The 23,728-nt window shown below is 69.0% G+C and carries 20 protein-coding genes and 1 pseudogene; 9 read left to right on the top strand and 12 right to left on the bottom strand.

All coding sequences use genetic code 11. The annotated features are described in order from the left end of the window. The first annotated feature begins 69 nt into the window (after positions 1 to 69). Entirely contained in the window at positions 70 to 1,359 is a 1,290-nt protein-coding gene (locus BM109_RS20720; RefSeq protein WP_093346454.1) for a phospholipase D-like domain-containing protein, read from the top strand. A gap of 10 nt (positions 1,360 to 1,369) precedes the next feature. Here BM109_RS20720 and BM109_RS20715 read toward each other — a convergent pair whose 3' ends face one another. The 5 genes from BM109_RS20715 to BM109_RS20695 form a co-directional block, all read right to left on the bottom strand. Further along, positions 1,370 to 2,698 (bottom strand): aminotransferase class III-fold pyridoxal phosphate-dependent enzyme, encoded by a 1,329-nt coding sequence (locus BM109_RS20715; protein ID WP_093346451.1) that lies wholly within the window; start codon positions 2,696 to 2,698, stop codon positions 1,370 to 1,372. Further along, positions 2,698 to 3,609 (bottom strand): alpha/beta fold hydrolase, encoded by a 912-nt coding sequence (locus tag BM109_RS20710; RefSeq protein WP_177239416.1) that lies wholly within the window; start codon positions 3,607 to 3,609, stop codon positions 2,698 to 2,700. The genes BM109_RS20715 and BM109_RS20710 overlap by 1 nt, the downstream gene beginning before the upstream one ends. A gap of 140 nt (positions 3,610 to 3,749) precedes the next feature. After that, on the bottom strand, positions 3,750 to 4,718 hold the full coding sequence (locus tag BM109_RS20705) for a LysR substrate-binding domain-containing protein (RefSeq protein WP_218159398.1): 969 nt from the start codon (positions 4,716 to 4,718) through the stop codon (positions 3,750 to 3,752). A 32-nt stretch (positions 4,719 to 4,750) separates the two neighbouring features. Continuing rightward, positions 4,751 to 6,415 carry an MFS transporter gene (locus BM109_RS20700; RefSeq protein WP_093346446.1) on the bottom strand — a complete coding sequence of 555 codons (1,665 nt, stop codon included), beginning with the start codon at positions 6,413 to 6,415 and terminating at the stop codon, positions 4,751 to 4,753. A 52-nt stretch (positions 6,416 to 6,467) separates the two neighbouring features. Next, a complete protein-coding gene (locus tag BM109_RS20695; RefSeq protein ID WP_093346443.1) occupies positions 6,468 to 7,223 on the bottom strand; it encodes an SDR family oxidoreductase in 756 nt (251 codons plus the stop codon). Between the two features lie 255 nt (positions 7,224 to 7,478). Here BM109_RS20695 and BM109_RS20690 point away from each other — a divergent pair, with 255 nt between their 5' ends. Further along, on the top strand, positions 7,479 to 8,714 hold the full coding sequence (locus BM109_RS20690; RefSeq protein ID WP_093346441.1) for an amidohydrolase: 1,236 nt from the start codon (positions 7,479 to 7,481) through the stop codon (positions 8,712 to 8,714). Between the two features lie 18 nt (positions 8,715 to 8,732). Here BM109_RS20690 and BM109_RS20685 read toward each other — a convergent pair. Further along, positions 8,733 to 10,092: pseudogene (locus tag BM109_RS20685) on the bottom strand (epoxide hydrolase family protein). 241 nt (positions 10,093 to 10,333) lie between these two features. Here BM109_RS20685 and BM109_RS20680 point away from each other — a divergent pair. Next, positions 10,334 to 11,812 carry an amidase gene (locus BM109_RS20680; RefSeq protein WP_093346438.1) on the top strand — a complete coding sequence of 493 codons (1,479 nt, stop codon included), beginning with the start codon at positions 10,334 to 10,336 and terminating at the stop codon, positions 11,810 to 11,812. Positions 11,813 to 11,821: 9 nt separating this feature from the next. On the opposite strand, the gene BM109_RS20675 is transcribed toward BM109_RS20680, so the two are convergent. Beyond that, positions 11,822 to 12,493 (bottom strand): HD domain-containing protein, encoded by a 672-nt coding sequence (locus BM109_RS20675; RefSeq protein WP_093346435.1) that lies wholly within the window; start codon positions 12,491 to 12,493, stop codon positions 11,822 to 11,824. A 360-nt stretch (positions 12,494 to 12,853) separates the two neighbouring features. Between BM109_RS20675 and BM109_RS20670 the strand changes: the two genes are divergently transcribed. Then, positions 12,854 to 13,546 (top strand): alpha/beta fold hydrolase, encoded by a 693-nt coding sequence (locus tag BM109_RS20670; RefSeq protein ID WP_256222685.1) that lies wholly within the window; start codon positions 12,854 to 12,856, stop codon positions 13,544 to 13,546. Between the two features lie 89 nt (positions 13,547 to 13,635). Here the strand turns inward: BM109_RS20670 and BM109_RS20665 are convergent, their stop codons facing one another. Continuing rightward, positions 13,636 to 14,406: an SDR family oxidoreductase gene (locus BM109_RS20665; RefSeq protein ID WP_093346430.1), complete on the bottom strand. Its 771-nt coding sequence runs from the start codon at positions 14,404 to 14,406 to the stop codon at positions 13,636 to 13,638. A gap of 72 nt (positions 14,407 to 14,478) precedes the next feature. After that, positions 14,479 to 15,249 (bottom strand): SDR family oxidoreductase, encoded by a 771-nt coding sequence (locus BM109_RS20660; RefSeq protein WP_093346427.1) that lies wholly within the window; start codon positions 15,247 to 15,249, stop codon positions 14,479 to 14,481. Positions 15,250 to 15,630: 381 nt separating this feature from the next. On the opposite strand from BM109_RS20660, the gene BM109_RS20655 reads away from it, so the two are divergent. From BM109_RS20655 to BM109_RS20635, 5 genes are all read left to right on the top strand, one after another. Beyond that, positions 15,631 to 16,275, top strand: coding sequence for a CGNR zinc finger domain-containing protein (locus tag BM109_RS20655; RefSeq protein ID WP_218159397.1), 645 nt, complete (start codon positions 15,631 to 15,633; stop codon positions 16,273 to 16,275). Between the two features lie 187 nt (positions 16,276 to 16,462). Further along, complete coding sequence (locus tag BM109_RS20650; protein ID WP_093346426.1) at positions 16,463 to 17,080, top strand: amino acid synthesis family protein; 618 nt, start codon at positions 16,463 to 16,465, stop codon at positions 17,078 to 17,080. A gap of 92 nt (positions 17,081 to 17,172) precedes the next feature. Beyond that, a complete protein-coding gene (locus BM109_RS20645) occupies positions 17,173 to 18,849 on the top strand; it encodes an MFS transporter (protein WP_093346423.1) in 1,677 nt (558 codons plus the stop codon). A 76-nt stretch (positions 18,850 to 18,925) separates the two neighbouring features. Next, a complete protein-coding gene (locus tag BM109_RS20640) occupies positions 18,926 to 19,849 on the top strand; it encodes a LysR family transcriptional regulator (RefSeq protein ID WP_093346421.1) in 924 nt (307 codons plus the stop codon). Between the two features lie 43 nt (positions 19,850 to 19,892). Further along, entirely contained in the window at positions 19,893 to 20,792 is a 900-nt protein-coding gene (locus BM109_RS20635) for a dihydrodipicolinate synthase family protein (protein ID WP_093346418.1), read from the top strand. Positions 20,793 to 20,806: 14 nt separating this feature from the next. Here BM109_RS20635 and BM109_RS20630 read toward each other — a convergent pair whose 3' ends face one another. From BM109_RS20630 to BM109_RS20620, 3 genes are all read right to left on the bottom strand, one after another. Further along, a complete protein-coding gene (locus tag BM109_RS20630; RefSeq protein ID WP_093346416.1) occupies positions 20,807 to 21,487 on the bottom strand; it encodes a class I SAM-dependent methyltransferase in 681 nt (226 codons plus the stop codon). Between the two features lie 34 nt (positions 21,488 to 21,521). After that, positions 21,522 to 22,277, bottom strand: a complete 756-nt coding sequence (locus BM109_RS20625; protein ID WP_093346414.1) for an SDR family oxidoreductase — start codon at positions 22,275 to 22,277, stop codon at positions 21,522 to 21,524. A 292-nt stretch (positions 22,278 to 22,569) separates the two neighbouring features. After that, on the bottom strand, positions 22,570 to 23,556 hold the full coding sequence (locus BM109_RS20620; RefSeq protein ID WP_093346411.1) for a GlxA family transcriptional regulator: 987 nt from the start codon (positions 23,554 to 23,556) through the stop codon (positions 22,570 to 22,572). Positions 23,557 to 23,728 lie beyond the last annotated feature (172 nt).

The following is a 23,728-nucleotide window of genomic DNA, read 5'->3' as shown; positions in this document are numbered from 1 at the left end:
CGCAGCGGCGCCTTGCAGGACAAGGGCGCGACCTCGATTCGGCGCGGGCAAAGGCCGGCACGATAAGGCATGCGCGTCACTGCCCCCCGCAAGCCCTGGAAAGCCATCGCCTGGACCTTCGTCCTGACGTTGGCCGCCACCCTGCTCGTGCTCAACCTCACGAGCGGCGAGAAGAAGCTCGACGAACAGGTGCGGCGCGAATACGCGCTGCACGATCCCCAGTACCAGCGCGCGCTCGGTGCCATGCTCGGCCCGCCGATCACCGACGGCAACCGCTTCGAGGCCTTCCAGAACGGTGACCAGATCTTTCCGCCGATGCTCGCGGCGATCCGCTCGGCGAAGCAAAGCATCACCTTCGAGACCTACATCTACTGGTCGGGCGACATCGGGCGCGCGTTTGCCGATGCGCTGTCGGAGCGCGCGCGTGCCGGCGTCAAGGTGCATGTGCTGCTCGACTGGGTCGGCAGCGCGAAGGTCGATGCGGACTTCATCCGCGAGATGGAGACATCGGGCGTGGAGATCCGCAAGTTCCACAAGCCGAGCTGGTACGACATCGCGCGCATGAACAACCGCACCCACCGCAAGCTGCTGGTGGTCGACGGGCGCATCGGCTTCACGGGCGGTGTCGGCATCGCACCCGAATGGACCGGCAACGCGCAGGACCCGGCACACTGGCGCGACTCGCACTACAAGGTCGAGGGCCCGGTGGTGGCGCAGATGCAGGCGGTCTTCATGGACAACTGGATCAAGGTCTCGGGCGACGTGTTCCATGGCGAGCGCTACTTCCCGCCGCTGCCGCCGGTGGGCAACGGCCGCGCGCAGATGTTCAGCAGCTCGCCTTCGGGCGGCAGCGAGAGCATGCACCTGATGTACCTGCTCTCGATCGCCGCGGCCACGAAGACCATCGACCTGTCGAGCGCCTACTTTGTGCCCGACGATCTCACCGTGGGCGCGCTGGTCGCGGCGCTGCACCGCGGCGTGCGGGTGCGCATCGTCACGCCGGGGCCGATCATCGATTCGCAGACCGTGCGCCGCGCCTCGCGCGCCGCCTGGGGCCCGCTGCTAGAGGCCGGCGCCCAGATCAGCGAGTACCAGCCGACCATGTACCACTGCAAGGTGTTCCTGGTCGACGGCCTGCTGGTGTCGGTGGGCTCGACCAACTTCGACAACCGCTCGTTCCGGCTCAACGACGAGGCCAACCTCAACATCTACGACGAGGCCTTCGCCGCGGCGCAGACCGTGCAGTTCGAGGCCGACCTCGCGCAGTCGAAGCGGTTGAGCTATGAAGCCTGGAAGGAGCGGCCGCTGCTCGAGAAGGCGTGGGAGCACCTGGCGGCGGTGCTGTCGCCGCAGCTTTGAGCGGCCGGCCCTATGCCGACACCCTGGCCTCGAGGGCCTGCAACGCCTCCGAGACGATGGCGAGCCCGCGCGCCAGATCGGCCTGGGAGATGGTCAGCGGCGGCGCGACCACGCACAGGTTGTACTTGACGTACAGCCACACGCCGCGCGCCAGCAGGTCGGACTGGAAGTCGTCCATCAGCCGCTGGTCGGCGCCCTGCCATGCGACCAGCGGCTCGCGCGTCTTGCGGTCGCGCACGAGCTCGATGCCGAAGAAGGCGCCGATGCCGCGCACGTCGCCCACGATCGCGCTGCGTTCGCGGATTTCGTCCAGGCCTTGCCGGAGCCATCCTTCGATCTCGCGTCCTCGCGTGAAGAGGCCTTCGGTCTCGTAGGCGCGCAGCGCACCGAGCCCCGCCGCCATGCAGACCGGGTGGCCCGAATAGGTGTGGCCGAACGGAAAGAGCCGGTGGTCGAAGGCTTCGGCGATCTCCTCGCGCATCAGCACGCCGCCCAGCGGCATGCAGGCGCCCGTGACACCCTTGGCGAAGCTCAGCATGTCGGGCGCGACGCCGACGCGGCGCGAGGCGAACATCTCGCCGACGCGGCCGAAGCCGCACATGACCTCGTCGTGGATCAGCAGCGCGCCGCAGCGCCGTGCGAGTTCGCGCACGCCGGCCAGATAGCCCTCCTCGTACGCGACGAGGCCGTCCGAACCGAGCACCGGCTCGATCAGGATCGCCGCGATGTTGGCGGGGTTCTCCTGCTCGATCACGCGCTCGAGATGCGCGAGCGCGCGTCGCACCTCCTCGGCCCTGTCGTCGGTGTGGAAGGGACTGCGGTAGGGATGCGGCGCGAAGAAGCGCGCGATGCCGCCCGGCGCCGCCTGCTCGCTGGCCCAGCGGCGGCTGCCGCCCGTGAGCGCGGCCGCGCCGGCGCTGGTGCCGTGGTAGGAACGGTAGGCGCTCAGCACCTTCAGCCGGCCGGTGACGAGGCGCGCGATCTTCACCGCGTCGTCGTTGGCCTCGCCGCCACCGGTGGTGAAGTGCACGCGCGCGCCGCCGCGCCAGGGTGCTCGCGCACACAGGCGCTCGGAGAAGGCCTCGCGGATGTCGCTGCGCAGCGTGGGCGACACGAAGCACAGCGACTCGGTCTGGCGCCGTATCGCCTCGATCACCATCGGATGGCCATGGCCAAGGTTGGCGCACATGAGGCCGCTCGACAGGTCCAGGCAGCGCGCGCCATCGGCCGTGTGCAGGTGGACGCCGGCCCCACCGACGAAGACGGGGCCGGGCTGCTGCCCCTGGCGCGACCACGGCGTCATGAAGCGCGCGGCCACCTCGCCCGGCATGACAGCCATCACCGGCCCCCGAAGAAGGCCTTGATCTCGCGCGCGCAGACCGCGGGCGCCTCGCGGTGCACGAAATGCCCGGCATCGGCGAAGTCGATGCTGAAGTCGGCGAAGTAGTCGCCCAGGCGGTCCGACCACTCGGGGCGAATCAGGGGATCGCGCCGGCCCCAGAGGAAGCGAGAGGGCACCGTGATGCGAGGCGGTGGCGGCAAGGTGCCTTCGAGCCACTTGCGGCGGTTGGCGGCCGAGCTCAGGTACCAGTCGAAGCCGCCCTGGATGTTGTCGTTGCGCATGAACATGTCGACGTAGATCTCGATCATGTCGGCGAACACCTCGGGGTTGTCGCCGGACCAGTGATCGAGGAAGTGCGACATGTAGAGCCTGCAGCTCTCGCGCGATGCGCCGACCAGCTTTGCGGCCCATGGCAGCTGCTGGAAGTACTGGTACCAGACCTCGATCAGGTGGTCGGGCTGCCCGTAGCGCGAACCGAGGCCGGGATACGGGGTACAGAAATAGAACGCGCCCTTAAGCCGATCGCCGTGCGCCTGGCTGAAGGCCTGCAGCACGTAGGCGCCGAGGTCGCCGCCCACCATGCCGAAGCGGTCGAGGCCGAGGCGCCGCGTGAATTCGGCGATGTCCTCGGCGTGCGTCGCGGCGTTGGCGTTGGCATCGGGCCCGGACGTGGGCTTGCCGGTGAAGCCGCAGCCACGCAGGTCGGGAACGATGAGTTCGAAATCGTTCTTCAGCAGGTCCATGAGTGGCCGGTACACCATCCAGAACTCGGGCCAGCCATGCAGCAGCACGAGCGGCGCGCCCTGGCCGACGCGCGCATAGTGCATGTTCAGGCCGTTGGCCGGTACGTGATCGAATCGGATGCCGGAAGCGGCGGCGTCGCGCATGGCGTCATCTAGTGCAGACATGGTGTTCCTGTGGTTCATCGGTGAAAAGGCACCGCTTCGAAGCGGTGCGATGAACTTTAGGAATGGCCCCGCGCAGCGTCCAATACCGACGCGATACGCTGGCAGAGGCGCGGCGTCTGGCGCGCCCCGCACACCTCGGCTCAGCCGTGCGCCGGGCCCACCGTCTCGACGATCTGCAGGAAGTTCTTCAGCGCGACGGACGCATGGTCCTTGCGCCAGACCACGGTCATCGGCGAGGTCAGCACCTGCGGCTCGATGCCCACGAAGCGCACCCCGCTGCGTCCGTGCCCGCAGACGCTGGCGGGCACGAAGCTGATGCCGGCGCCGGCCGCCACCAGGCCCAGCGCGGTCTGCATGTTGCGCGCGCCCTCCTTGAGTTCGAGCACGATGCCGCGCTCGCCGAGCGCATCGAGGATCAGGTCGGTCAGGCTGGGCCGCGGATGGCGTGGATAGAGCACGGCGGCCTGGCCATGGAGCTCCTCCACGGGAATGGTGGCCCGCGCGGCCAGCGGATGCCGCGTCGGCACCGCGGCCATCAGCGGTTCGGTGATCAGCAGCCGCTGCTCGATCGATGGCTCGGGCGGCAGTCCCGGGCGCGAGAAGCCGACGTCGATGGCACGCCGCGACAGCGCCTCGGCGATCTCGGCCGCCAGCAGCTCGCTGAAGGACAGCTCGACCTCGGGATAGCGGTCGCGAAACGCGTTGAGCACATCGGGCAGCACGCTGTACATGGCCGAGCCCGCGAAGCCGATCGCCAGCTTGCCGCTGTGGCCGCGGCCGATGCGCCGCACGTCGTCCACGGCGGCATCGAACTGCGACATGATCGCGACCGCGCGCTCCAGCAGCAGCGTGCCCGCCTCGGTGAGCCGCACCGGTCGGTTGTCGCGGTCGATGAGCTGCACGCCCAGCTCCTCCTCGAGTTGGCGGATCTGCTGGCTCAGCGGTGGCTGCGCGATGTGCAGCCGGTCCGCCGCGCGCGTGAAGCTCAACTCCTCGGCCACCGCCCGGAAGTAGCGCAGGTGCCGGATCTCCAGGCGCGCGGCCGGCCCGCCCGAATGCGCGGGTCGCGAATCGTCGTCGTTCGATGGGCCAAGCGGGTGGTCGCGCATTCCGTTCTCCTGCGCGGTGCGCCTTCGGCGGCTCAGCTGTCGAGCGCCCGGTCCCGGGTCTCCGGAACGAACAGCCAGCACAGCACGAACCCCGCGCCCGCGATCAGCACAGGGTACCAAAGCCCGTCGAAGATGCTGCCCGTGGCGGCCTGGATGGCGACGACCGTCGCGGGCAGCAGGCCGCCGATCCAGCCGTTGCCGATGTGATAGGGCAAGGACATCGAGGTGTAGCGGATGCGCGCCGGGAACATCTCGACCAGCATCGCGGCCATGGGGCCGAAGGCCATGCCGGTGAGCAGCTGCAGGTAGACGATGATCAGCACGATCATGAGGTGGTTGATCTGCGCGGGATCGGCACTGGCGCGGTAGCCCGCGCTCTCCAGCGCGCTGCCCAGCGCCTGGTCGAATGCGGCCGCGCGCTCCTTCGCATCGGCGGCGGCGCCGTCGTAGGCCGGCAGCGACAGCGCGCCGATGCGCACCACCGCCGCCGCTCCCGGCGCCGCGGCCTCGTTGCTGTAGGGGATGCCGCGCCGCACCAGCGCGCTCTTCGCCACGTCGCAGCTCGAGGTGAACTTCGAGGTGCCGACCGGGTTGAACTGGAACGAACAGCGCGCCGGATCGGCCGCCACCACCACGGGCGAGCGCGCCTGCGCGGCCTCGAGCGCCGGGTTCGCGAAGTGCGTGAGCCCGTGATAGACCGGGAACAGCGACACGGCCCCGAGCACCAGCGACGCGAGCACGATCGGCTTGCGCCCGATGCGGTCGCTCAGGTAGCCGAAGATCACGTAGAAGGGCGCGCCCAGCAGCAGGCCGATGGTCGACAGCGTGGTCGCGGTGATGGGATCGACGCGCAGTGTGTTCACCAGGAACAGCGACGAGTAGATCGGCCCGGCATTGGTGACCACCGCCTGCCCGGCCTGCAGCCCGAACAGCACGATGAGCACCAGCTTGAGGTTGCGCCAGTTGCCGAAGCTCTCGCGGATCGGCGCGCGCGACAGCGCACCGGCCGACTTCATCTCGGCGAACACCGGCGACTCGTGCAGCTTCATGCGGATCCACACGGAGATCGCCAGCAGCACCATCGAGAGCAGGAAGGGCACGCGCCAGCCCCAGGTCTCGAAGGCCTCGGGCGACATCGCGAGCCGGCAGCCCAGGATGACGCCGAGCGCCAGGCACAGGCCGACGATGAACGCGGTCTGCAGCCACGAGGTGTAGGCACCGCGTCGTCCCGGCGGCGCGTGCTCGGCGATGTAGACCGCCGCGCCACCGTATTCGCCGCCGATCGCCAGCCCCTGCAGCATGCGCAGCCCGATCAGGATCGCCGGCGCGAAGCTGCCGATCGACGAATAGGTGGGTAGCAGGCCGACCGCGAAGGTCGCGAGGCCCATGATCAGGATGGTCGCGAGGAAGGTGTATTTGCGCCCGATCATGTCGCCGAGCCGCCCGAACACCAGCGCGCCGAAAGGCCGCACCACGAAGCCGGTGCCGAAGGCCAGCAGGCCGAAGATGTAGGCCTCCAGCGGTGTGGCGCTGGCGAAGAAGTTCTTGCCGATGATCACGGCCAGCGCGCCATAGAGATAGAAGTCGTACCACTCGAAGACGGTACCCAGGGTGGAAGCGATCACCACGTGCCTGGCCTTGGAAGGACTGGGGGCCGTGGTGCCTGTGGCGGACGCGCTCTGTGCGGATGCGTGCATTGCTTTGTCTCCGGTTCTCGTTCGTTCTGCGGACATCGATTCGGTGTCGGGTTCAGCGGCCGCCGGCCACCGCCACGATGGCGGCGGTCACGTAGCCGGCCGAGGGCGACACCAGCCAGGCGACGCTCTGCGCCACCTCCTCGGGCAGGCCCGCGCGGCCCATCGGAATGCCCGGCGCCATGCGCGCGGCGCGGTCGGGCTTGCCGGCGGCCGCATGGAGTTCGGTCTCGATCAGGCCCGCGGCCACGGCGTTGACGCGGATGCCCTCGAGCGCGACTTCGCGCGCGAGGCCGGTGGTCAGCGTGTTCAGCGCGCCCTTGGTCGCCGCGTAATGCACCCACTCGCCGCCGCCGCCGATCTCCGCGGCGCGCGAAGACACGTTGACGATCGCGCCGCCGCGCCCGCCGTGGCGGATCGACATGCGCCGCACCGCCTCGCGGCAGCACAGGAACGCGCCCACGACGTTGACGCCGAACACCCGCGCGAGCATGCGCGCGTCCGCCTCGTCCACGCGCGAGAAGCCGCCGGTGATGCCGCCGTTGTTGACGAGCACCGTCGGCGCGCCGAGCTGCGCATCGGTCTCGCGGAACAGCCGCAGCACGTCCTCTTCCTTCGAGACGTCGGCCTGCAGCGCGATGGCGCGGCCGCCGCGCGACTCGATGTCGGCGACCACGGCGCGGGCGCTCGCGGCATCGCCGGCGTAGTTGACGACGACCGCGTGGCCGTCCTTTGCAAGCTGTCGTGCGATCGCCGCGCCGATACCGCGGCTGCCGCCGGTCACGATGGCGACCTTGTGGGTTGAAGGCATGTCTTCTCCATTCCTGTGTTGCGTGGGTGAAAACAGCAGGCGTGGTGCCTGCTGCGAACTGCCGCGGAATGAGAAGGCTTTTGCCGAAATGCGTCCAATAGCGTTGGCGTCAGAAACTATATGCAGCGCCTACATGCGCACACCCGCACCGTCGCCTTCATAGGCTGCGCATCTGGAAGCGGACGTGGGCGGTCTTGGACGCGGGTGCCCGCCGTTCCTACGATGGGACGCATCGCAATCCAGGAGCGCCACCCGATGAGCCTCGTTCTTCCCACGCCCGGCGGCAACACCGACGACGGCACCTTGCGCGCCATCTCGGACTTCCACCCCTTCCTCTCGGCCTTCCGCCGCGATCTGCATGCGCACCCCGAGCTGGGCTTCGAGGAACGGCGCACCGCGGCGCGCGTGGCCGAGGCGCTGCAAGACTTCGGCTTCGACGAGGTGTACACCGGCGTCGGCCGCACCGGTGTGGTCGGGGTGCTGCGCGGCCGGCGGGCCGGTTCTTCCTCGAAGTCCGTCGGCCTGCGCGCCGACATGGACGCCTTGCCGGTGCAGGAGGAAGGAACGTGCGCGCACCGCTCCGTGCATGCGGGGCGGATGCACGGCTGCGGCCACGACGGGCACGTGACGATGCTGCTGGGCGCCGCGCGCCACCTGGCGCACACGCGCGATTTCGGCGGCACCGTGCATTTCATCTTCCAGCCCGGCGAAGAGGGGCATGCGGGCGCGCGCGTGATGATCGAGGACGGCCTGTTCGAACGCTTCCCCTGCGATGCGGTCTATGCGCTCCACAACTGGCCCTCGCTGCCGGCGGGCACGGTGGCCGTCAACCCCGGCGCGATGATGGCGGCGCGCGACGACTTCTGGCTCCGCATCGAGGGTGTCGGCGGACATGGTGCGATGCCGCATCGCACGGCCGACCCGGTGGTGGCCGCCTGCGCCGTGGTCGCGGCGCTGCAGACCGTGGTGAGCCGCAACCTCGATCCCGCGCTGAGCGCGGTGCTCACCGTGCATTCGCTGCAGGCCGGCGGCGTCATCGCGCATGGCGTTCCCACCCAGAGCGTGACCGTGCCGCCGCAGGCGGACATCGCCGGCATCGCGAAATGGTTCGATGCCTCCGCGGGCGAGGTCCTGCGGCGGCGCGTCGCCGAGATCGCGAGGGACTGCGCCAGCGCGCTCGGCACCCGAGCGGACGTGCGCTATCTGCCGTTCCTGCCGCCGACGGTGAACGCCCCGCCGTGCGCCGAGCTCGTGCGGCGAGCCGCGACCGACCTGCTGGGCGCCGCGCGCGTCTTCACGGGCGTGCTGCCCAGCATGGCTTCGGAAGATTTCTCCTTCATGCTGAACGAGCGCCCCGGTGCCTATTTCTGGCTCGGCGTCGGCGAGGACGTGCCGGGCCTGCACCATCCGCGCTACGACTTCAACGACGCGGTGCTGCCGATCGGCGCGGCGCTGCTGGCGACGATCGCACGCGAAGCGCTCGCGGCCTGAAGCCGCGAGACGCCTCCTTCAACCGCGCAGCGAACGGAACGCCGCGCGCAACTCCGCGCTGAACAGCGCCGGCTGCTCCCAGGCGGCGAAGTGCCCGCCCTTGTCGACCTCGTTGAAGTAGATCAGGTTGTGGTACGCCGCCTCGACCCACTGGCGTGGCGCGCGGTAGATCTCGCCCGGGAACACGGTCACCGCGGCCGGGATCGAGATGTCGACGGCGTTGAAGTTGTTGGCGTTGTTCTCCCAGTAGAGCTGCGCGCCCGAGGTGGCGGTCTTGGTCACCCAATAGAGCGTGATGTCGTCGAGCATCTCGTCGCGCGTGAGCGACTTCTCGGCGTCGCCGCCGCTGTAGGTCCACTCGGTGAACTTGTCGTAGAAGAAGGCGGCCAGGCCCGCGGGCGAGTCCTCGAGCGCATAGCCCAGGGTCTGGGGCCGGGTCACCATCAGCGCGGCATAGCCGCCGCCCTTTTTTGTAGAGGAAGTTCAGCGCATCGAAGGCCGCCTTCTCCTTGTCGTCGAGGCCGGCGGGCGCGGGGTCGCCGTTGTTGAGCGCCCGCGCCACCTGCGGCGGCACGCTGGCCGGCATGTTGACGTGGATGCCGAGCAGGCCCGGCAGCTTCTGGCGCGCCATGCTGTCCGAGATGACCGAGCCCCAGTCGCCGCCCTGCGACACGTAGCGCGGGTAGCCCAGCCGCTTCATCAGCACGTCCCAGGCGCGGCCGATGCGGTCGGGGCCCCAGCCGGTGCTGCGCGGCTTGGCCGAGAAGCCGTAGCCGGGCATCGAGGGCAGCACGAGGTGGAAGGCATCCTCGGCGCGGCCGCCGTGGGCGGTGGGGTTGACGAGCGGGTCGATGGTCTTGAGCAGTTCCATCACCGAGCCGGGCCAGCCATGGGTCATGACCAGCGGCAGCGCATCGGGATGGCGCGACTTCACGTGGATGAAGTGGATGTCGAGGCCGTCGATCTCGGTGATGAACTGCGGCAGGGCATTGAGCCGCGCCTCGGCCTTGCGCCAGTCGTAGCCGCTGCCCCAGTACCGCACCAGCGGCTGCAGTTTCTCGAGCCTCACGCCCTGCGACAGGTCGCTCACGGTTTCGCGGTCGGGCCAGCGCGTGGCCTTCACACGGCGGCGCAGGTCGGCCAGCACGGCCTCGGGCACGTGGACGCGGAACGGGCGTACGGCCGTGTCGCCCGTGGGCGCGCGCGGCTTCGGCGGATAGGCCGCTGCCGCTTGCGCATCGGCCTCGGGACTGCCGGCCGCCCGTGCCAGCTCGGTGCCCGAGAGCAGGCTGAAGCTCGCAGCGCCGGCCACGGCGGAGGTGGCGAAGAAGCCGCGGCGCGTGGCCCGGCTCGCGGTCTTGTCGGTGGTCTTGTGCATGGGATGTTCCTCTGGATTGGATGAAGTCGCGTGGCCCCTGTCCCGGGGCTGGAGCGCATTCTTCGAGCGCCATGCCGTCGCGCCGCGGATCGCGTATGCCTGTGTATCCGCGCGAAAAATCCACACACTACGTTGCACGCACGGCCCAATACACGACTGGCGCGCGGGCACACCGCGTCTTCGCTAGAGTGGGCGCACACGGGGCTCACGCCCCCTTTTCTTTTCTCGACAGGAGCGACGGATGACTTTGGCAATGAGCTGGCAGGCATGGAGCGAACAGGACGGCGTGGGGCTCGCCGCGCTGGTGCGCAGCGGGCAGGTCACGCCGGCCGAGCTCGCGGCCCAGGCCAGCGCCGCCATCGCGCTCACCAACCCCGCGCTGAGCGCGGTGGTCGAGGTCTTCGACGACGTGGTGGCCGATCCGCTGGCCGACGGCATGAACCCGGCGGGCGCGTTCGCGGGCGTGCCCTATCTGATGAAGGACCTGGGCCCGACCATGAAGGGCCGGCTGCAGGAGATGGGCTCGCTGCTGATGAAGGGCCAGCGCGCGGCCGCCGACACCCACCTGACGCAGCAGATCCGCAAGGCCGGGCTCAACATCATCGGGCGCACCACCACGCCCGAGTTCGGCGTCTGCAGCTCGGCCGAGAACCCGGCCGTCTACGTCACGCGCAATCCCTGGAACCTCGACTACACCACCTGCGGCTCCTCGGCCGGCACGGGCGCGGCGGTGGCAGCCGGCGTGCTGCCGCTGGCGCACGCCACCGACGGCGGCGGCTCGATCCGCATTCCCGCGGGCGTGAACGGCAACATCGGCCTCAAGCCCTCGCGCGGCGTGTTCTCGATCGCGCCGGCGCTGTCGGACCTCACGGGCCTGGTGTCGATCCAGGGCTGCCACAGCCGCACGGTGCGCGACACCGCGGCCTTCGTCGACCACTGCCGCGGCGGCGCGCCCGGCGAGTTCATGCCCTACTGGAAGGCCGACGAGCCCTACACGCAATTGATCGAGCGCGACCCGAAGCCGCTGCGCATCGCGATGTCGCACGAGTGGGGCGACTTCCGCGCCACGCCGCACATCGCGGCCGAGCTCGAGCGCGTGGGGCGCTTCCTCGAGGGCCTGGGCCACCATGTCGAATGGGCGCTGCCCGCGGTCGACATCCGCGCCGCCTTCGCGGCCCAGACCACCTGCTACATCAGCAACTTCGCGCAGACCATCGAGGGCTTCCTCGCGCGCTTCGGCCTCGAGCAGCCGCCGGCCGACCTGATCGAGCCGATCAACATCAAGATCTGGGAGGCCGGGCGCGACATCTCCTATGCCGAGCGCTTCAGGATGCAGACGGTGTTCAACACCACCGCGCGCGGCTTCGGTGCCTTCTTCGAGGCGTGGGACATCATCCTCACCCCGATCACCGCGCTGCCCACGCCGCGCGTCGGCACCACCGAATACCTCACGCTCAGCGACAACCCCTCGGTGCTCGACTGGTTCGACAACCTCTGGCAGAACTTCGCCTACACGCCGCTGGCCAACCTCTGCGGCATTCCGGGCATCTCGCTGCCGCTGGCCTTCAACGAGCACGGCCTGCCGCTGGGCATGCAGCTGCAGGCGAAGCAGGCCGACGACGGCCTGCTGCTGCAGCTCGGCGCGCAGATCGAGCGCGCGATCGGCGGCCGCTGGAACGATGGCCGCCGGCCCGGCGTGCACGTGACCACGGCGAGCTAGAAAACCTGCTCAGTGCCGGCAGCCCGGCACGCCGCAGGCGCCGTCGTTCCACGACGAGCCGAGGATCATCCCGCAGAAGTTGAGCCGCTTGTACGTGGGGTCCTTGAGCGCCAGCACGTCGGCCTTGACGTTGCCGAAGGTGGTCTCGGGCTTGAAGCGCGTGCCCTTGGCAAAGGCATCGATGATGCCCTCCTTGAAGTCGGCCTCGCGCGGATGCGCGCGCACCACCGCCTCGCGCTGCTCGGTCGGAAAGGCGTCGTAGGCCAGGCCCAGCACGTCCATCTCGACGCCCGCGGTGACCAGCGCCACCACCGGCTTCTTGTGCTGCGGAATGCCCGGCGTGGTGTGCAGCGCGATCGCATCCCACACCTGCTCCACCTCGGGCTCGGCGATGCCGTGGCGCACCAGGAAATCGCGCGCGGCATTGGCGCCGTCGACCTCGAAGCGCTCGGTCCTGCTGCTGTAGGGCGCGACCAGCCCCATGTCGTGGAACATCGCGCCGATGTAGAGCAGCTCGGGGTCGCAGGCCAGGCCGCGGCGCTCGCCGGTCAGCGCGCCGAACAGGAACACGCGCCGCGAGTGGTTGAACAGCAGCGTGGTCTCGGTGTCGCGCACCAGCTCGGTGGCCTCGCGCGCCATCTGGCTGTCGGGGATACGGATGCCGGCAATGGATTCGTTCATGGGTTCTCCGGGAATCGGGGTTGGCGAAAGTGCGAACCCAGTGTCCGGCGCGCCGACGCCCCGTGCGCGCGGCCGAGGGGGCAGGGACTGCCAGATCGGGTGCGCTTCCTGCCAAAAGCATGGGGCAGGTCCCGAATAGGAGGCCGCGCCGCGGGCACATCCGACTCCCGCCTCACCTACGCCATCTGTCCATCGAAAGCGACGCCAAGTCATTCGACACCCAACAGAGTAACCGTTCAAATAACATTAAGTAAGTTACTTAGAGGCATAATCGGTGGAGCGAAGAGACCGCCCAGCGGTCCGGATCGGGAGCACAGGAGCGGGAGTCGAACGAAGGAGCACAAGATGAATGATCGCGGTATGACCGCCGTGCTGGTCCATGGCGCCTGGGCCGACGGATACAGCTGGGCAAGGGTGATTGCGGGCCTGGAGCAGGCGGGCATCGAGGCCGTCGCGGCCCCGCTGCCGCTGACGAGCCTTGCCGACGACGTGGCCGCGTTGAAGCGCAGCCTCGCACGCATCGAAGGGCCGTTGATCCTGGTCGGGCATGCCTATGCGGGCGCGGTGATCGCGCAGATCACCGAGCAGCGCGTGGCGGGCCTGGTGTACGTGGCGGCGCTTGCGCCCGACGAAGGGGAAACGGTGCTGGAGGTCTTCGGACGCGCCGAGCCGCACGAGAAAGCGCCGCGGCTGGCGCCCGACGGCGACGGATGGATCTGGCTTCCCGACGAAGCCTTTGCCGATGCATTCGCACAGAACGCCTCGCCGGAAGACCAACGCGTATTGGCGGCCGTGCAGCGGCCGATCTCCGTGTCATGCATCACGGTGCCCGTCGGGCCGCCGCTGTGGAAGACCCGGCCCGCGTGGTACCTGGTGGCGCAGGACGATCGGATGATCGCGGCCTCGACACAGCGCTTCATGGCGCAGCGGATGCAGGCGGTCGAACGCTCGATCGCGGCCGATCACGCGCCGAGCGTTTCGGCGCCGGGCGAGGTCATCGGACTCATCGCCGACGCGGCCCGCGCGTTCGGCAGCGAAGCGGCGCGCCACTGAGCGCGTGGACCGACGCGGCGGGCATGCCGCCGCGGCCTGATGTCCGCGGTGGTCGGCCGCACCGGCTCAGGGATATCGGGCTGCGCCGATCAGATCGACTTGATCTCGCCGCCGTCCATGCGCAGCACCGTGCCGGTCATCCAGCGTGCTGCCGGTGACACGGCGAAGGCGATCAGATCCGCAATCTCCTCCGGCTCGCCGAAACGCGCGATGCCCGAACTCGCGAGAACCGCGGCCTTGGCAGCGTCCAGGTCGAGATGGCGCGCGCTCGCGAGCTTCTCGATCATTCCCATGCGCCGGCCCGTCATGACCGCGCCCGGCGAGACGCTGTTCACTTGAACGCCATCGGCAATGCCGCGATCGGCGAAAGCCTTTGCCAGCGCCTCGATCGCCGCGTTGATCGTGCCCACGGCGGCAGACGCCGCCTTCGGCGCTTCCGCGGCAGTGCCCGAGATGAAGACCACGGCGCCTTTCGACGACTTCAACGCCTCCCACGCGCGCAAGGTGAGCCTGCGGGCGCCATGGAATTTCAGTGCCAGGCCGCTGTCCCATTGCGCGTCGGTCATCTCGAACAGGTCCAGTCCCGGGACCGCGCCGGCCACGTTCACCAGCGCATCGATTCTTCCGAACTGCGAGAGGGTCCGCGCCACGACCGTCTCGGCGGCCTGGGGATCGCCAAGATCGCCTTCGACGACGAGCGCCTGCGCGCCCAGTGCGCGCACCTGCGCCGCCACCTGCTCCAGCTGTTCCCCGCTGCGCGCGGCGAGCACGACGCACGAGAAGTTCCTGGCGAGCCGCAGGGCCGTGGCCTTGCCGATCCCCGAGCTCGCGCCCGTCACTATCACGACTGATTCCGACATTGGATGATTCCGGTTGTTGATAAAAACTTCGACCTGGATGCCGCTGCGGCGAGGCCGCCCGACGGTCTCGAATCAGACGGCCTTGACCTCGCCGCCGTCCATGCGGACGGCCGTGCCGGTCAGCCAGCGCGCCGCCGGCGACACGAGGAAGGCCATCAGCTCGGCGATCTCCCGCGGCTCTCCATAGCGGGCGATCCCTGCCTCCTTCGGGAAGCTCTCGAGCGCCTCGTCGAAGCTCATGCCGTGCGCTGGCGCCCAGTGCGCGAGGTACGAACGACGGCGCCCGGTCATGACGGGCCCGGGCAGCACGCTGTTGACGCGCACGCCGTCGCGGATCCCGAGGTCGGCGAATGCCTTGGCCAGCGCGACGATCGCGGCGTTCACCGTTCCCACGGCCGCATAGGAAGCCTTCGGGAACAGCGCCGAGTTCCCGGAGGTCATCACCACCGCCCCGTTCGTCGCGCAAAGATGTTTCCACGCATGCACCGTCAGCCTGCGCGCGCCGTGCAGCTTCAGGCCGAGGCCCGCGTCCCATTGCGCGTCGGTCATCTCCAGCAGGTCCACCTGCGGCACCGCACCCGCGATGTTGACCACCGCATCGATCCGGCCGAACTCGCCGATCGTGCGCTCGACGACTTCGGCGGCAGCGGACGGCTCGCCCAGGTCCGAGACGATGACCAGGCTGGACGCCCCCGCGGCCTCGACCCGTTGTGCCGTCTGCTTCAACTTCTCTTCGCTCCGGGCGACGAGCACCAGCCGGCCGAAATCACTGGCCAGGCGGATGGCGGTCTCGCGCCCGATCCCCTGGCTGGCGCCCGACACGATGGCCACTGTGTTCTTCATGCGTTCCTCGCGTTCCTTGGATGGCTCCCTCCTCGCTTTGGGAGCTCCCGCGCCGGCCCGGCGCTCGATGGCCAACCACCGCTCGAAACCCGATGCCTGTCATCTGTTCGGCGCCGAGATTAGAGCCTTCTGAATAACCTGTCAAACTATATTGGCTAAGTTATTTAGAATCCGCTCTTCGCGCTGCCCGCGGTGCCGTGCCGGAACCGCGGCGGGGGAAAATGCCCGGAACTTCGCTGTACCGGCATCCACCGATGTGCGCATTGCGACTGCAAGGAGCTTCGATCCCATGACCCATCGATACCCAATGAAATGCTCGATCCCGTGTGCCCACGCGCAACCGCGCCGAGGACTTCGCTGCCCGCGACCAGGAGATCGCGAATGAGCGAGGTCCGGCCCCCGCCGATGTTCCTGGCGGATTCGCGCGCACTCGACTTCCTGAATTCGGTGGCCGTCCCGACCGACACGCAGGTGGAGTGGCTCGGCTCGGGCGAGGACCTGTTGAACTGGCTGCGAGAGGCCGGCATGGTCGATCCGCAAGTGCTGCGAGAACTGGGCGAGGCGGCCGGTCCGGGCGAGCTGGATGCGGTGGCCGCGCAGGCGCGCGCATTGCGCGAGTGGTTCAGGGCCTTCGTCCGACAGCACCAGGGCGCGCGGCTCACGCGCAAATCCTTCAAGGAGCTGGAAGCGCTGAACCGGCTGCTGGCGCGCGACGAGGCGTTCGAGCAGATCGAGATTCGCGACAAGGCGTCGGCCTCCGGGGACGAGCCCTCCGAGCTGGTATGGGTGCGCCGCCGCCGCTGGCGTTCCGCCGATTCGCTGCTGCTGCCGATCGCCCAATCCATGGCCGAGCTCTTGACGACCGCCGACTTCACCCACGTGAAGGCATGCGAGGGGCCGGCCTGCACGTTGATGTTTCTCGACACGACGCGTGGACGCATTCGCCGCTGGTGCAGCATGGCCGTCTGCGGCAATCGCGCCAAGCAGGCTGCGCATCGTTCGAAGCTGAGTTCGGAAAAGCGCTAGCGGCCTGCCCCGGTCATTCTTCCCTGCCAGCGCGCATCGACGTCCACCGCCAGGCCCAAAAACGCAAGCCCGCTTGCGTTCTTGCAAACTGACAGAAGGGCCTCGCGAACCTAATCTCCGTCCGCCACTTCAGCCCCTGCGACGCAGGGACCTGGCGATTCAGCCACATCCACAGGACGGAGACCCCATGAGCCCATCAACGCTCGAGACCATTCGACAGATCTTCGTGTTCGAGAGGAACACGCTCGCCGAGGGCGGCCGCGCCGCCGCCGCGCCTTCGCGCCACGTGGTCGCCGCCGCGATCTTCAAGAACCCCTGCGCGGGCCGCGGCGCCGCGACCGACGCCGAGCTGGCCGACCTCGCGCAGCGCTCGGTCGAGATCGGCACGCTGCTGACCGAACGCGCTCTCTCGCACTTCGCGGGCGAGGAGAAGCCCCGCGCCTACGGCAAGGCCGCGCTGGTGGGCACGGCCGGCGAGTCGGAACACGGCGCGGCGCTGATCCATCCGCGCCTGGGCCTGGCCATGCGCACCGGCCTGGGCGCGGGCCCCGCGCTGATTCCGGGCAATGCCAAGGTGTCGACGGCCGGCGGCTCGGTCGACCTGCTGTTCGGCGGCGCCGACGACGCCTGGGACTACGACGCCATGGACGGCATCACGCTCGCGATCCCCGGCGCGCCCGGCCCCGACGAGCTCGTGCTGTTCGTCGGCTTCGGCACCGTGCGCATCAATGCGCGCGTGAAGGGCGCCAGCGCCGAGCAGGTCGCCAAGGTGGTGGCCGACATCCGGGCGCGCCGCCAGGCCTGAAGCGCCCGCCACCGGCCACGCCACGTGGCCGGCCAGGGAGGAGCCCCACCGGGCGGCCTCCTCCCTCCAGAACCACAAGACAGGAGACAAGCATGGACATCCCCGCAACCCTGACGGGTGCGACTCATCGCGCGGAAGGCAGGAAGGTCATCGTGGCCTCTTCCGTGGGCGCCGTCATCGAGTACTACGACTTCTTCCTCTACGGCTCGCTCGCGACCATCATCGCGAAGCAGTTCTTCTCGGCGCTCGACCCCTCGGCCGCCTTCATCTTCGCGCTGCTCGCGTTCGCCGCGGGCTTCATCGTGCGGCCGCTCGGCGCCGTGCTGTTCGGGCGCCTGGGCGACATGATCGGGCGCAAGTACACCTTCATGATCACGCTGCTGCTGATCGGCATCTCGACCTTCTCGGTCGGCTTCCTGCCCAACTACGCCACCATCGGCGTGGCCGCGCCGATCATCCTGATCGTGCTGCGGCTGTGCCAGGGCCTGGCGCTCGGCGGCGAGTACGGCGGTGCCGCCACCTACGTGGCCGAGCATTCGCCGCCGCACAAGCGCGGCGCCAGCACCGCGTGGATCCAGACCACCGCGACGCTCGGCTTCCTGCTGTCGCTGGTCGTCATCCTCGGCGTGCGCAGCACCATGTCGCCCGAGCAGTTCGATGCCTGGGGCTGGCGCATCCCCTTCATCATCTCGCTCGGCCTGCTCGTGCTCTCGGTCTACATCCGGGTCTCGATGAAGGAGTCGCCGGTGTTCCTCAAGCTCAAGGCCGGCAACGGCATCAGCAAGGCGCCGGTGCGCGAGGCCTTCGGCGAATGGAAGAACCTGCGCATCGTGCTGATCTGCCTGTTCGGCCTGTGCGCCGGGCAGTCGATCGTCTGGTACACCTCGCAGTTCTACGCGCTGTTCTTCCTCACGCAGATCCTCAAGGTGGATCCGATCTACGCGAACACGCTGTTCGCGACCTCGCTGGTGCTGAGCATGCCGTTGTTCATCTTCTTCGGCGCGCTGTCGGACCGCATCGGCCGCAAGTGGCTGATCATGATCGGCATCCTGGTGGCCGCCCTGTCCTATGGCCCGCTGTTCAAGGCGCTCACGCACTACGCGAACCCGGCGCTGGAACGGGCCCAGCAGAGCGCCTCGATCGTGCTGACGGCCGACCCGCGCGAATGCTCGTTCCAGGGCAACCCGATCGCGCGCGATGTCGACTTCCGGACCTCCTGCGACATCGCCAAGCGCGTGCTGGCGCAGAGCGCGGCCAGCTACGAGGTCAAGGACGCGGCCGCCGGCGAACTGGCGACCGTGACCATCGGCGACCAGGCCATCGCCTCGGTGCAGGGACGGCTGGTCGCGAACGGCAATGCCTTCGAGCCCGCCAGCAAGGCCGAGATCGACGGCTTCCGCGCGCGGATCGGCGCCGCGCTCCAGGGCGCGGGCTATCCCACGACGGCCGACCGCGCGGGCATCGACTCGCCGATGGTGGTGCTGATCCTGCTGGTCTTCATGGGTTTCGTGGCCATCACCTACGGGCCGCTCGCGGCGCTGCTGGTGGAGATGTTCCCCGCGCGCATCCGCTACACCTCGATGTCGCTGCCCTATCACATCGGTGCCGGCTGGTTCGGCGGTTTGCTGCCGACCATCTCGTTCGCGCTCGTGGCCGAGCACGGGAACATCTATGCCGGCCTCGCCTATCCGATCGCGGGCGCGCTCATGACCTTCGTGATCGGCGCGATCTGGCTGCGCGACACCAAGGAGACCCGGGCCGCGGCCTGAACCGCAAGCTTGCACCGATGGCGCCCGGGCCCCCGCTGGACTAATGTCTTCGCTCCTTCGTTCAGCCTTCAACGCCATGGCCACCAAGCACCTGCCCCTGGATCAACTCGGATGGGACCACCTGCGCGCATTGCTCGAAGTCGCGCGCGGCGGTGCGCTCGCACCCGCCGCGCGCAAGCTGGGCGTCGACCAGTCGACCATCAGCCGTCGCCTCGCGCAGGTGGAGTACAGCTCGGGCGGCACGCTGTTCCGGCGCGACCGCAAGGGCATCGTCCTGACTCCGTTCGGGCGGGAAGTGTTCACGAGGGTGGAGAAGATGGAAACGGCCTTGCACGAAATCCAGGGACTGACCGCCGACCGCTTCGGGCAGAACGCCGGCACCGTCTCGATCGCAACGATGGAAGGCGTGGGCGCGATGCTGATCTCGCGCGCGGTCAGGAAGCTGCACGAGCGCTTCGCGGCGATCGAGATCCAGCTCGCGACCACCTCGAACTACGTGGACATCGCACGCCGCGAGTCCGACATCTTCGTGAGCTTCTTCGAGCCGCCGCCGAAGTCGCTGCACACGCAGAAGGTGGCCGACGTGCATTTCCATCTCTATGCCAGCGCCTCCTATCTGGCGGGCCGCGAGATCGCGCGGCCCGAGGACCTGGCGCAGGACTTCTTCATCGGCTACATCGACGACCCCATCTACCTGCCCTCGGCGCGCTGGCTCGAGGAGTTCGTCGATGCGCCGCGCATCGGCTTCCGCGCGACCAGCATGTTCTCGCAGCTGTTCGCAGCGCAGGAGGGCCTGGGCGTGGTACTGCTGCCTTCCTATGCCGAGGCCGAGTCCTTCGGGCTGATCCGGCTGCTGCCCGATCGCTTCGCGCGCGTGCCGCTGTTCATCAGCGTGCAGTACGACCTGCAGTACCTGCCCCACATCCGGGCCGTCTTCGACCTGCTCGCGCAGCTCATGGCCGAGAAGCTCGCGGCCCAGCAGCCGGCGGCTTCGGCCTGACACCTATCGCTTTCTTCCATCCACCCTTTGCTCATTCAATCTCATGAACAAGAAAATCCTCGGCATCGTTTCCTATCCCATCACGGCCTTCGACGAGCGCAGCGGCGCCGTCGACATCGAGACCAGCCGCCGCGTGGTCGAGCGGCTGGTGCTGTCGGGCTCCCATGCCATCGCACCGCTGGGCAGCACCGGCGAAAGCGCCTACCTGTCCGACGAGGAGTGGGACGCCGTGGCCGAGGCGTCGATCGCGCAGGTCGCGAAGCGCCTGCCGGTGATCGTCGGCATCTCGGACCTCACGACCCGCAACGCGGTGCGCAAGGCCCGGTTCGCCGAAGCGGCCGGCGCCGACGCGGTCATGGTGCTGCCCGTGTCCTACTGGAAGCTCGGCGAGGCCGAGATCTTTCGCCACTACCAGAGCATCGCCGACGCGATCAGCCTGCCGGTCATGCTCTACAACAACCCCGCGACCAGCGGCGTCGACATGCAGCCCGAACTGATCGTGCGGATCGTGCGGGACATCGCGAACGTCACCATGGTCAAGGAGAGCACCGGCGACATCCAGCGCATGCACCGGATCCGGCAACTGTCGAACGGCGAGATCCCGTTCTTCAACGGCAGCAATCCGCTGGCGCTCGAGGCCTTCGCGGCCGGCGCCGTGGGCTGGTGCACGGCGGCGCCCAACATCGTTCCGGCCTGGCCCGTCGCGCTTTACGACGCCTGCCTGTCGGGCGACATGGAAGCGGCGCGAACGATCTTCTACGGGCAACTCGACGTGCTGCAGTTCATCCTCAAGGGCGGACTGCCGACGACCGTGAAGGCGGGGCTGCGCCTGCGGGGGTTCGAGGCGGGGGTGCCGAGGCTCCCGCTGCAAGGGCTCGACGAGGCGTCGGTCGCGCAGCTGCAGCGTTTGCTCAGGGAACTGGATTCGCGAACGATTGCCTGAACAGCCGATCGCCGTCACGCATAGGCGACCCACCCCCTGAACGTGAACCCCACATAGAAGAGCTGCACCCCACTGAACCCCGCCTCGCGCAGGATCGCCTCGTCCTGCGCCGGCGACAAAATCGCCAGCTCCTTCTGCACCTTCTCGCTCGTGGCTGCCGCCTGCTTCGGGTCGGAGCCCGATGACACGAGGAAGGCCGCGTAGCGCTTCATCCAGGTCTCGCGCTGGCCCTCGCCGTCCTCCACGCTGAGGTGCGCGACCACGAAGGGCGCGCCCGGCTTCAGGCGGCGATGGATCTCGCGCGCCGTCGGCAGGCGTTGGTCGGGCGGCACGAAATGGAAGGTCAGCAGGCAGGTGGCGCCATCGAAGGGGCCTTCGGGCGCGTCCTGCACATAGCCTTCGTGCAGGGCCACGCGCGACGTCAGCGGGCCGAGCCGCTGGGCCGCGAGATCGAGCATCGGCGCGCTCGGGTCGACACCGTGGATGCGCCATCCGGGGTGGGCGAGCGCGAGGTCCTCGAGCTCGAGGCCGCCACCGGCGCCGACCACCAGCACGCGGCCTTCGGCCGGCACGCGCTCGGCCAGCAGGATGCGCGTCATCGGCAGCAGGCCGCTGTGGCCGGGCACGTTGCGCTTCGGGCCCTCGGCGTACCTGGCGACCGCATCGGAACTGTTGAATGCACTGTGAGAGTTCATCCAACGATGATGGCATGGCGCCTGGGGGTGCGCTTCAGCAGGGGTTCAGCGACGCGAAGACCGCTTCATAGCGGCCATCGCGCTCGGCCCAGCGCCGCGCGTGGTCGCGCTCGAGCATCAGCTCGCCATGCGGATGATCGCCGCGCTCCAGCAGCCGCATCACCTCCGCCACGTAGGCGCCCACGGGCATGGCGCGCGGGTCCGAGGCCTGCGCGCTGCCCGTGAGTTCGGTCTGCACATAGGGCGGCGCGAGTTCGAGCACCTCGACCGGCACCGCGCGAAGCTGGTGGCGCAGCGACTGCAGCCACGAGTGCAGGAAGGCCTTGCTCGCGCAGTAGACCGGGAAGTCGGCGCGCGGCACGAAGGCCAGGGCCGAGCCGGTCGCGATGAAGCTCGCGTCGGGTTGGCCCTTCAATAGCGGCAGGAACGCGGCCGCGGTGCGCAGCACGCCGAGGATGTTGGTCTGCACCATCGCTTCGGCATCGGTGGCGCTCCAGGCATCGGCGCGCATGTCTTCCGCGCGCGAGATGCCGGCATTGGCGATCAGCACGTTGAGCTCGGGAAAGCGTTCGCGCACCTCCCGCGTGACGCCTGGCAGCGAGGCGGGATCGTCGAGGTCGAGCCGCAGGCCGAACAGGCCGGCTCGGCCGGCCGTGACCTCGTCGAGCAGGGCCTGGCGCCTGCCGGTGACGATGACGCGGTTGCCGCGCCGGTGCAAGGCCTCGGCGAGCGCGCGGCCGATGCCGCTGGTGCCGCCCGTCACGAGGATGGTGTTGCCGGTGGTTTTCATGATGGCTGTCTTTCGATGGGTTGAGGTCATGGAGAAAGCCATGGCAACCCTCGCAACGCTCTTCGCGAACGGGCGCGAAAAGACCCTGTGCCGGCCGCGCGATGCAATGCAGCGCAGGAAGGCGAACAGGACGAACGAAAGGAAGAGGGAGGGCATACCGTGGCGTCTTTGCATCGAGATCTCCCTGCTGGGAACCACTCGACAAAGGACGCGTTGGATGACGGTAACGCCTACGGCAGCGCGCCGCTAAGGCGACTGCGGGCCGGATTGTCTACGCGCCGGCGCGCCGCCGTCAACCCCCGGGCTGCGTCGCGAGCCGCGTGCTGCCGAAGTTCGCGCGGTACTGCTGCGGCGTGACGCCCAGGCGGCGCAGGAACACCGCGCGCATGCGATGCGCGTCGTGGAAGCCGCAGGCGAAGGCCACGGTCTTCATCGGCGCCTGGCCGTTCTCGAGCATCACGCGCGCCGCATCGAGCCGCGCGCTCTCGACGAATTCGGCCGGCGTGAGCTTCGCGTCGCGCGCGAAGGTGCGCGCGAAGCTGCGCTCGCTCATGTGCGCGACCCGCGCCAGCACCGCCACCGTGAGCTCGTCGCCCAGGTGCGCCATCACGTACTGCTGCACCTGAGCGACCGGCGAGGCCGGCTCGAGCTGCGGCGTGAGGAAGGGACTGAACTGCGACTGCCCGCCCGCGCGCTGCGTGAACACCACGAGCCGCCGGGCCACGTGCAGCGCCACCTCGTTGCCGTGGTGCTGCGCGAGCAGGTAGAGCGACAGGTCGATGCCGGCCGTGACGCCGGCCGAGGTGTAGAGCTTGCCGTCCTGGTTGAAGAGCCGGTTCGATTCGACGCGCGCGCTCGGGCACAGGCTGGCCAGCGCCGCCGCGTCGTTCCAGTGCGTGGTGACGGTGCGGCCATTGAGCAGGCCGGCACGCGCGAGGATGAAGGCGCCGCTGCAGATCGAACCGAAGCTCGCGGCCCGCGCGCTCGCGGCCTCGAGCCAGCGGTACAGCGCCGGATCGAAATGCTGCCGCACCAGCGCCGGGCCGCCGGCCACCAGCAGCAGGTCGAAGGCATCGTCGACCTCGGCATAGTGGCGATGCGCCTGCAGCGAGAGGCCGTTCGAGCATGGCATGGTGCCGTGCTCCACGCCGATGGTTTCGAGCCGGTAGTGGTCCTCGCTCGGCAGGAAGCGGTTGGCTTCCGAGAACACGTCCATCGGACCGCTGACGTCGAGCGACTGGACGCCGGAGAAAACGAGCAGGGCGACGGTGCGGTGCATGGGGGCGGGAGGTCGAGCGGGATCGGTCCGGGATTCTGGCGCACCCCGAGATCCACGGCTTGAAAAACGCCGTGCCTCGTTCGTCTGGAGGACTTCGAGTGCCGCGGGCGGCATGCATTCACCCCGACGGCATCGGTACATCCCACCCAGCGAGCCCCTGCCCCATGACAAT

The organism is Variovorax sp. PDC80, assembly GCF_900115375.1.
In the GTDB taxonomy this organism is placed as follows: domain Bacteria; phylum Pseudomonadota; class Gammaproteobacteria; order Burkholderiales; family Burkholderiaceae_C; genus Variovorax.
Note: the sequence above shows the minus strand (reverse complement) of the source record. Positions and strands in the feature narration are given on the sequence as shown.

What these genes read in the sequence shown, in the direction of transcription:
- BM109_RS20720 (WP_093346454.1), top strand. Translation starts at nt 70, where the DNA reads ATGCGCGTCACTGCCCCCCGCAAGCCCTGGAAAGCCATCGCCTGGACC.
- BM109_RS20715 (WP_093346451.1), bottom strand. Translation starts at nt 2,698, where the DNA reads ATGGCTGTCATGCCGGGCGAGGTGGCCGCGCGCTTCATGACGCCGTGG.
- BM109_RS20710 (WP_177239416.1), bottom strand. Translation starts at nt 3,609, where the DNA reads ATGTCTGCACTAGATGACGCCATGCGCGACGCCGCCGCTTCCGGCATC.
- BM109_RS20705 (WP_218159398.1), bottom strand. Translation starts at nt 4,718, where the DNA reads ATGCGCGACCACCCGCTTGGCCCATCGAACGACGACGATTCGCGACCC.
- BM109_RS20700 (WP_093346446.1), bottom strand. Translation starts at nt 6,415, where the DNA reads ATGCACGCATCCGCACAGAGCGCGTCCGCCACAGGCACCACGGCCCCC.
- BM109_RS20695 (WP_093346443.1), bottom strand. Translation starts at nt 7,223, where the DNA reads ATGCCTTCAACCCACAAGGTCGCCATCGTGACCGGCGGCAGCCGCGGT.
- BM109_RS20690 (WP_093346441.1), top strand. Translation starts at nt 7,479, where the DNA reads ATGAGCCTCGTTCTTCCCACGCCCGGCGGCAACACCGACGACGGCACC.
- BM109_RS20680 (WP_093346438.1), top strand. Translation starts at nt 10,334, where the DNA reads ATGACTTTGGCAATGAGCTGGCAGGCATGGAGCGAACAGGACGGCGTG.
- BM109_RS20675 (WP_093346435.1), bottom strand. Translation starts at nt 12,493, where the DNA reads ATGAACGAATCCATTGCCGGCATCCGTATCCCCGACAGCCAGATGGCG.
- BM109_RS20670 (WP_256222685.1), top strand. Translation starts at nt 12,854, where the DNA reads ATGACCGCCGTGCTGGTCCATGGCGCCTGGGCCGACGGATACAGCTGG.
- BM109_RS20665 (WP_093346430.1), bottom strand. Translation starts at nt 14,406, where the DNA reads ATGTCGGAATCAGTCGTGATAGTGACGGGCGCGAGCTCGGGGATCGGC.
- BM109_RS20660 (WP_093346427.1), bottom strand. Translation starts at nt 15,249, where the DNA reads ATGAAGAACACAGTGGCCATCGTGTCGGGCGCCAGCCAGGGGATCGGG.
- BM109_RS20655 (WP_218159397.1), top strand. Translation starts at nt 15,631, where the DNA reads ATGAGCGAGGTCCGGCCCCCGCCGATGTTCCTGGCGGATTCGCGCGCA.
- BM109_RS20650 (WP_093346426.1), top strand. Translation starts at nt 16,463, where the DNA reads ATGAGCCCATCAACGCTCGAGACCATTCGACAGATCTTCGTGTTCGAG.
- BM109_RS20645 (WP_093346423.1), top strand. Translation starts at nt 17,173, where the DNA reads ATGGACATCCCCGCAACCCTGACGGGTGCGACTCATCGCGCGGAAGGC.
- BM109_RS20640 (WP_093346421.1), top strand. Translation starts at nt 18,926, where the DNA reads ATGGCCACCAAGCACCTGCCCCTGGATCAACTCGGATGGGACCACCTG.
- BM109_RS20635 (WP_093346418.1), top strand. Translation starts at nt 19,893, where the DNA reads ATGAACAAGAAAATCCTCGGCATCGTTTCCTATCCCATCACGGCCTTC.
- BM109_RS20630 (WP_093346416.1), bottom strand. Translation starts at nt 21,487, where the DNA reads ATGAACTCTCACAGTGCATTCAACAGTTCCGATGCGGTCGCCAGGTAC.
- BM109_RS20625 (WP_093346414.1), bottom strand. Translation starts at nt 22,277, where the DNA reads ATGAAAACCACCGGCAACACCATCCTCGTGACGGGCGGCACCAGCGGC.
- BM109_RS20620 (WP_093346411.1), bottom strand. Translation starts at nt 23,556, where the DNA reads ATGCACCGCACCGTCGCCCTGCTCGTTTTCTCCGGCGTCCAGTCGCTC.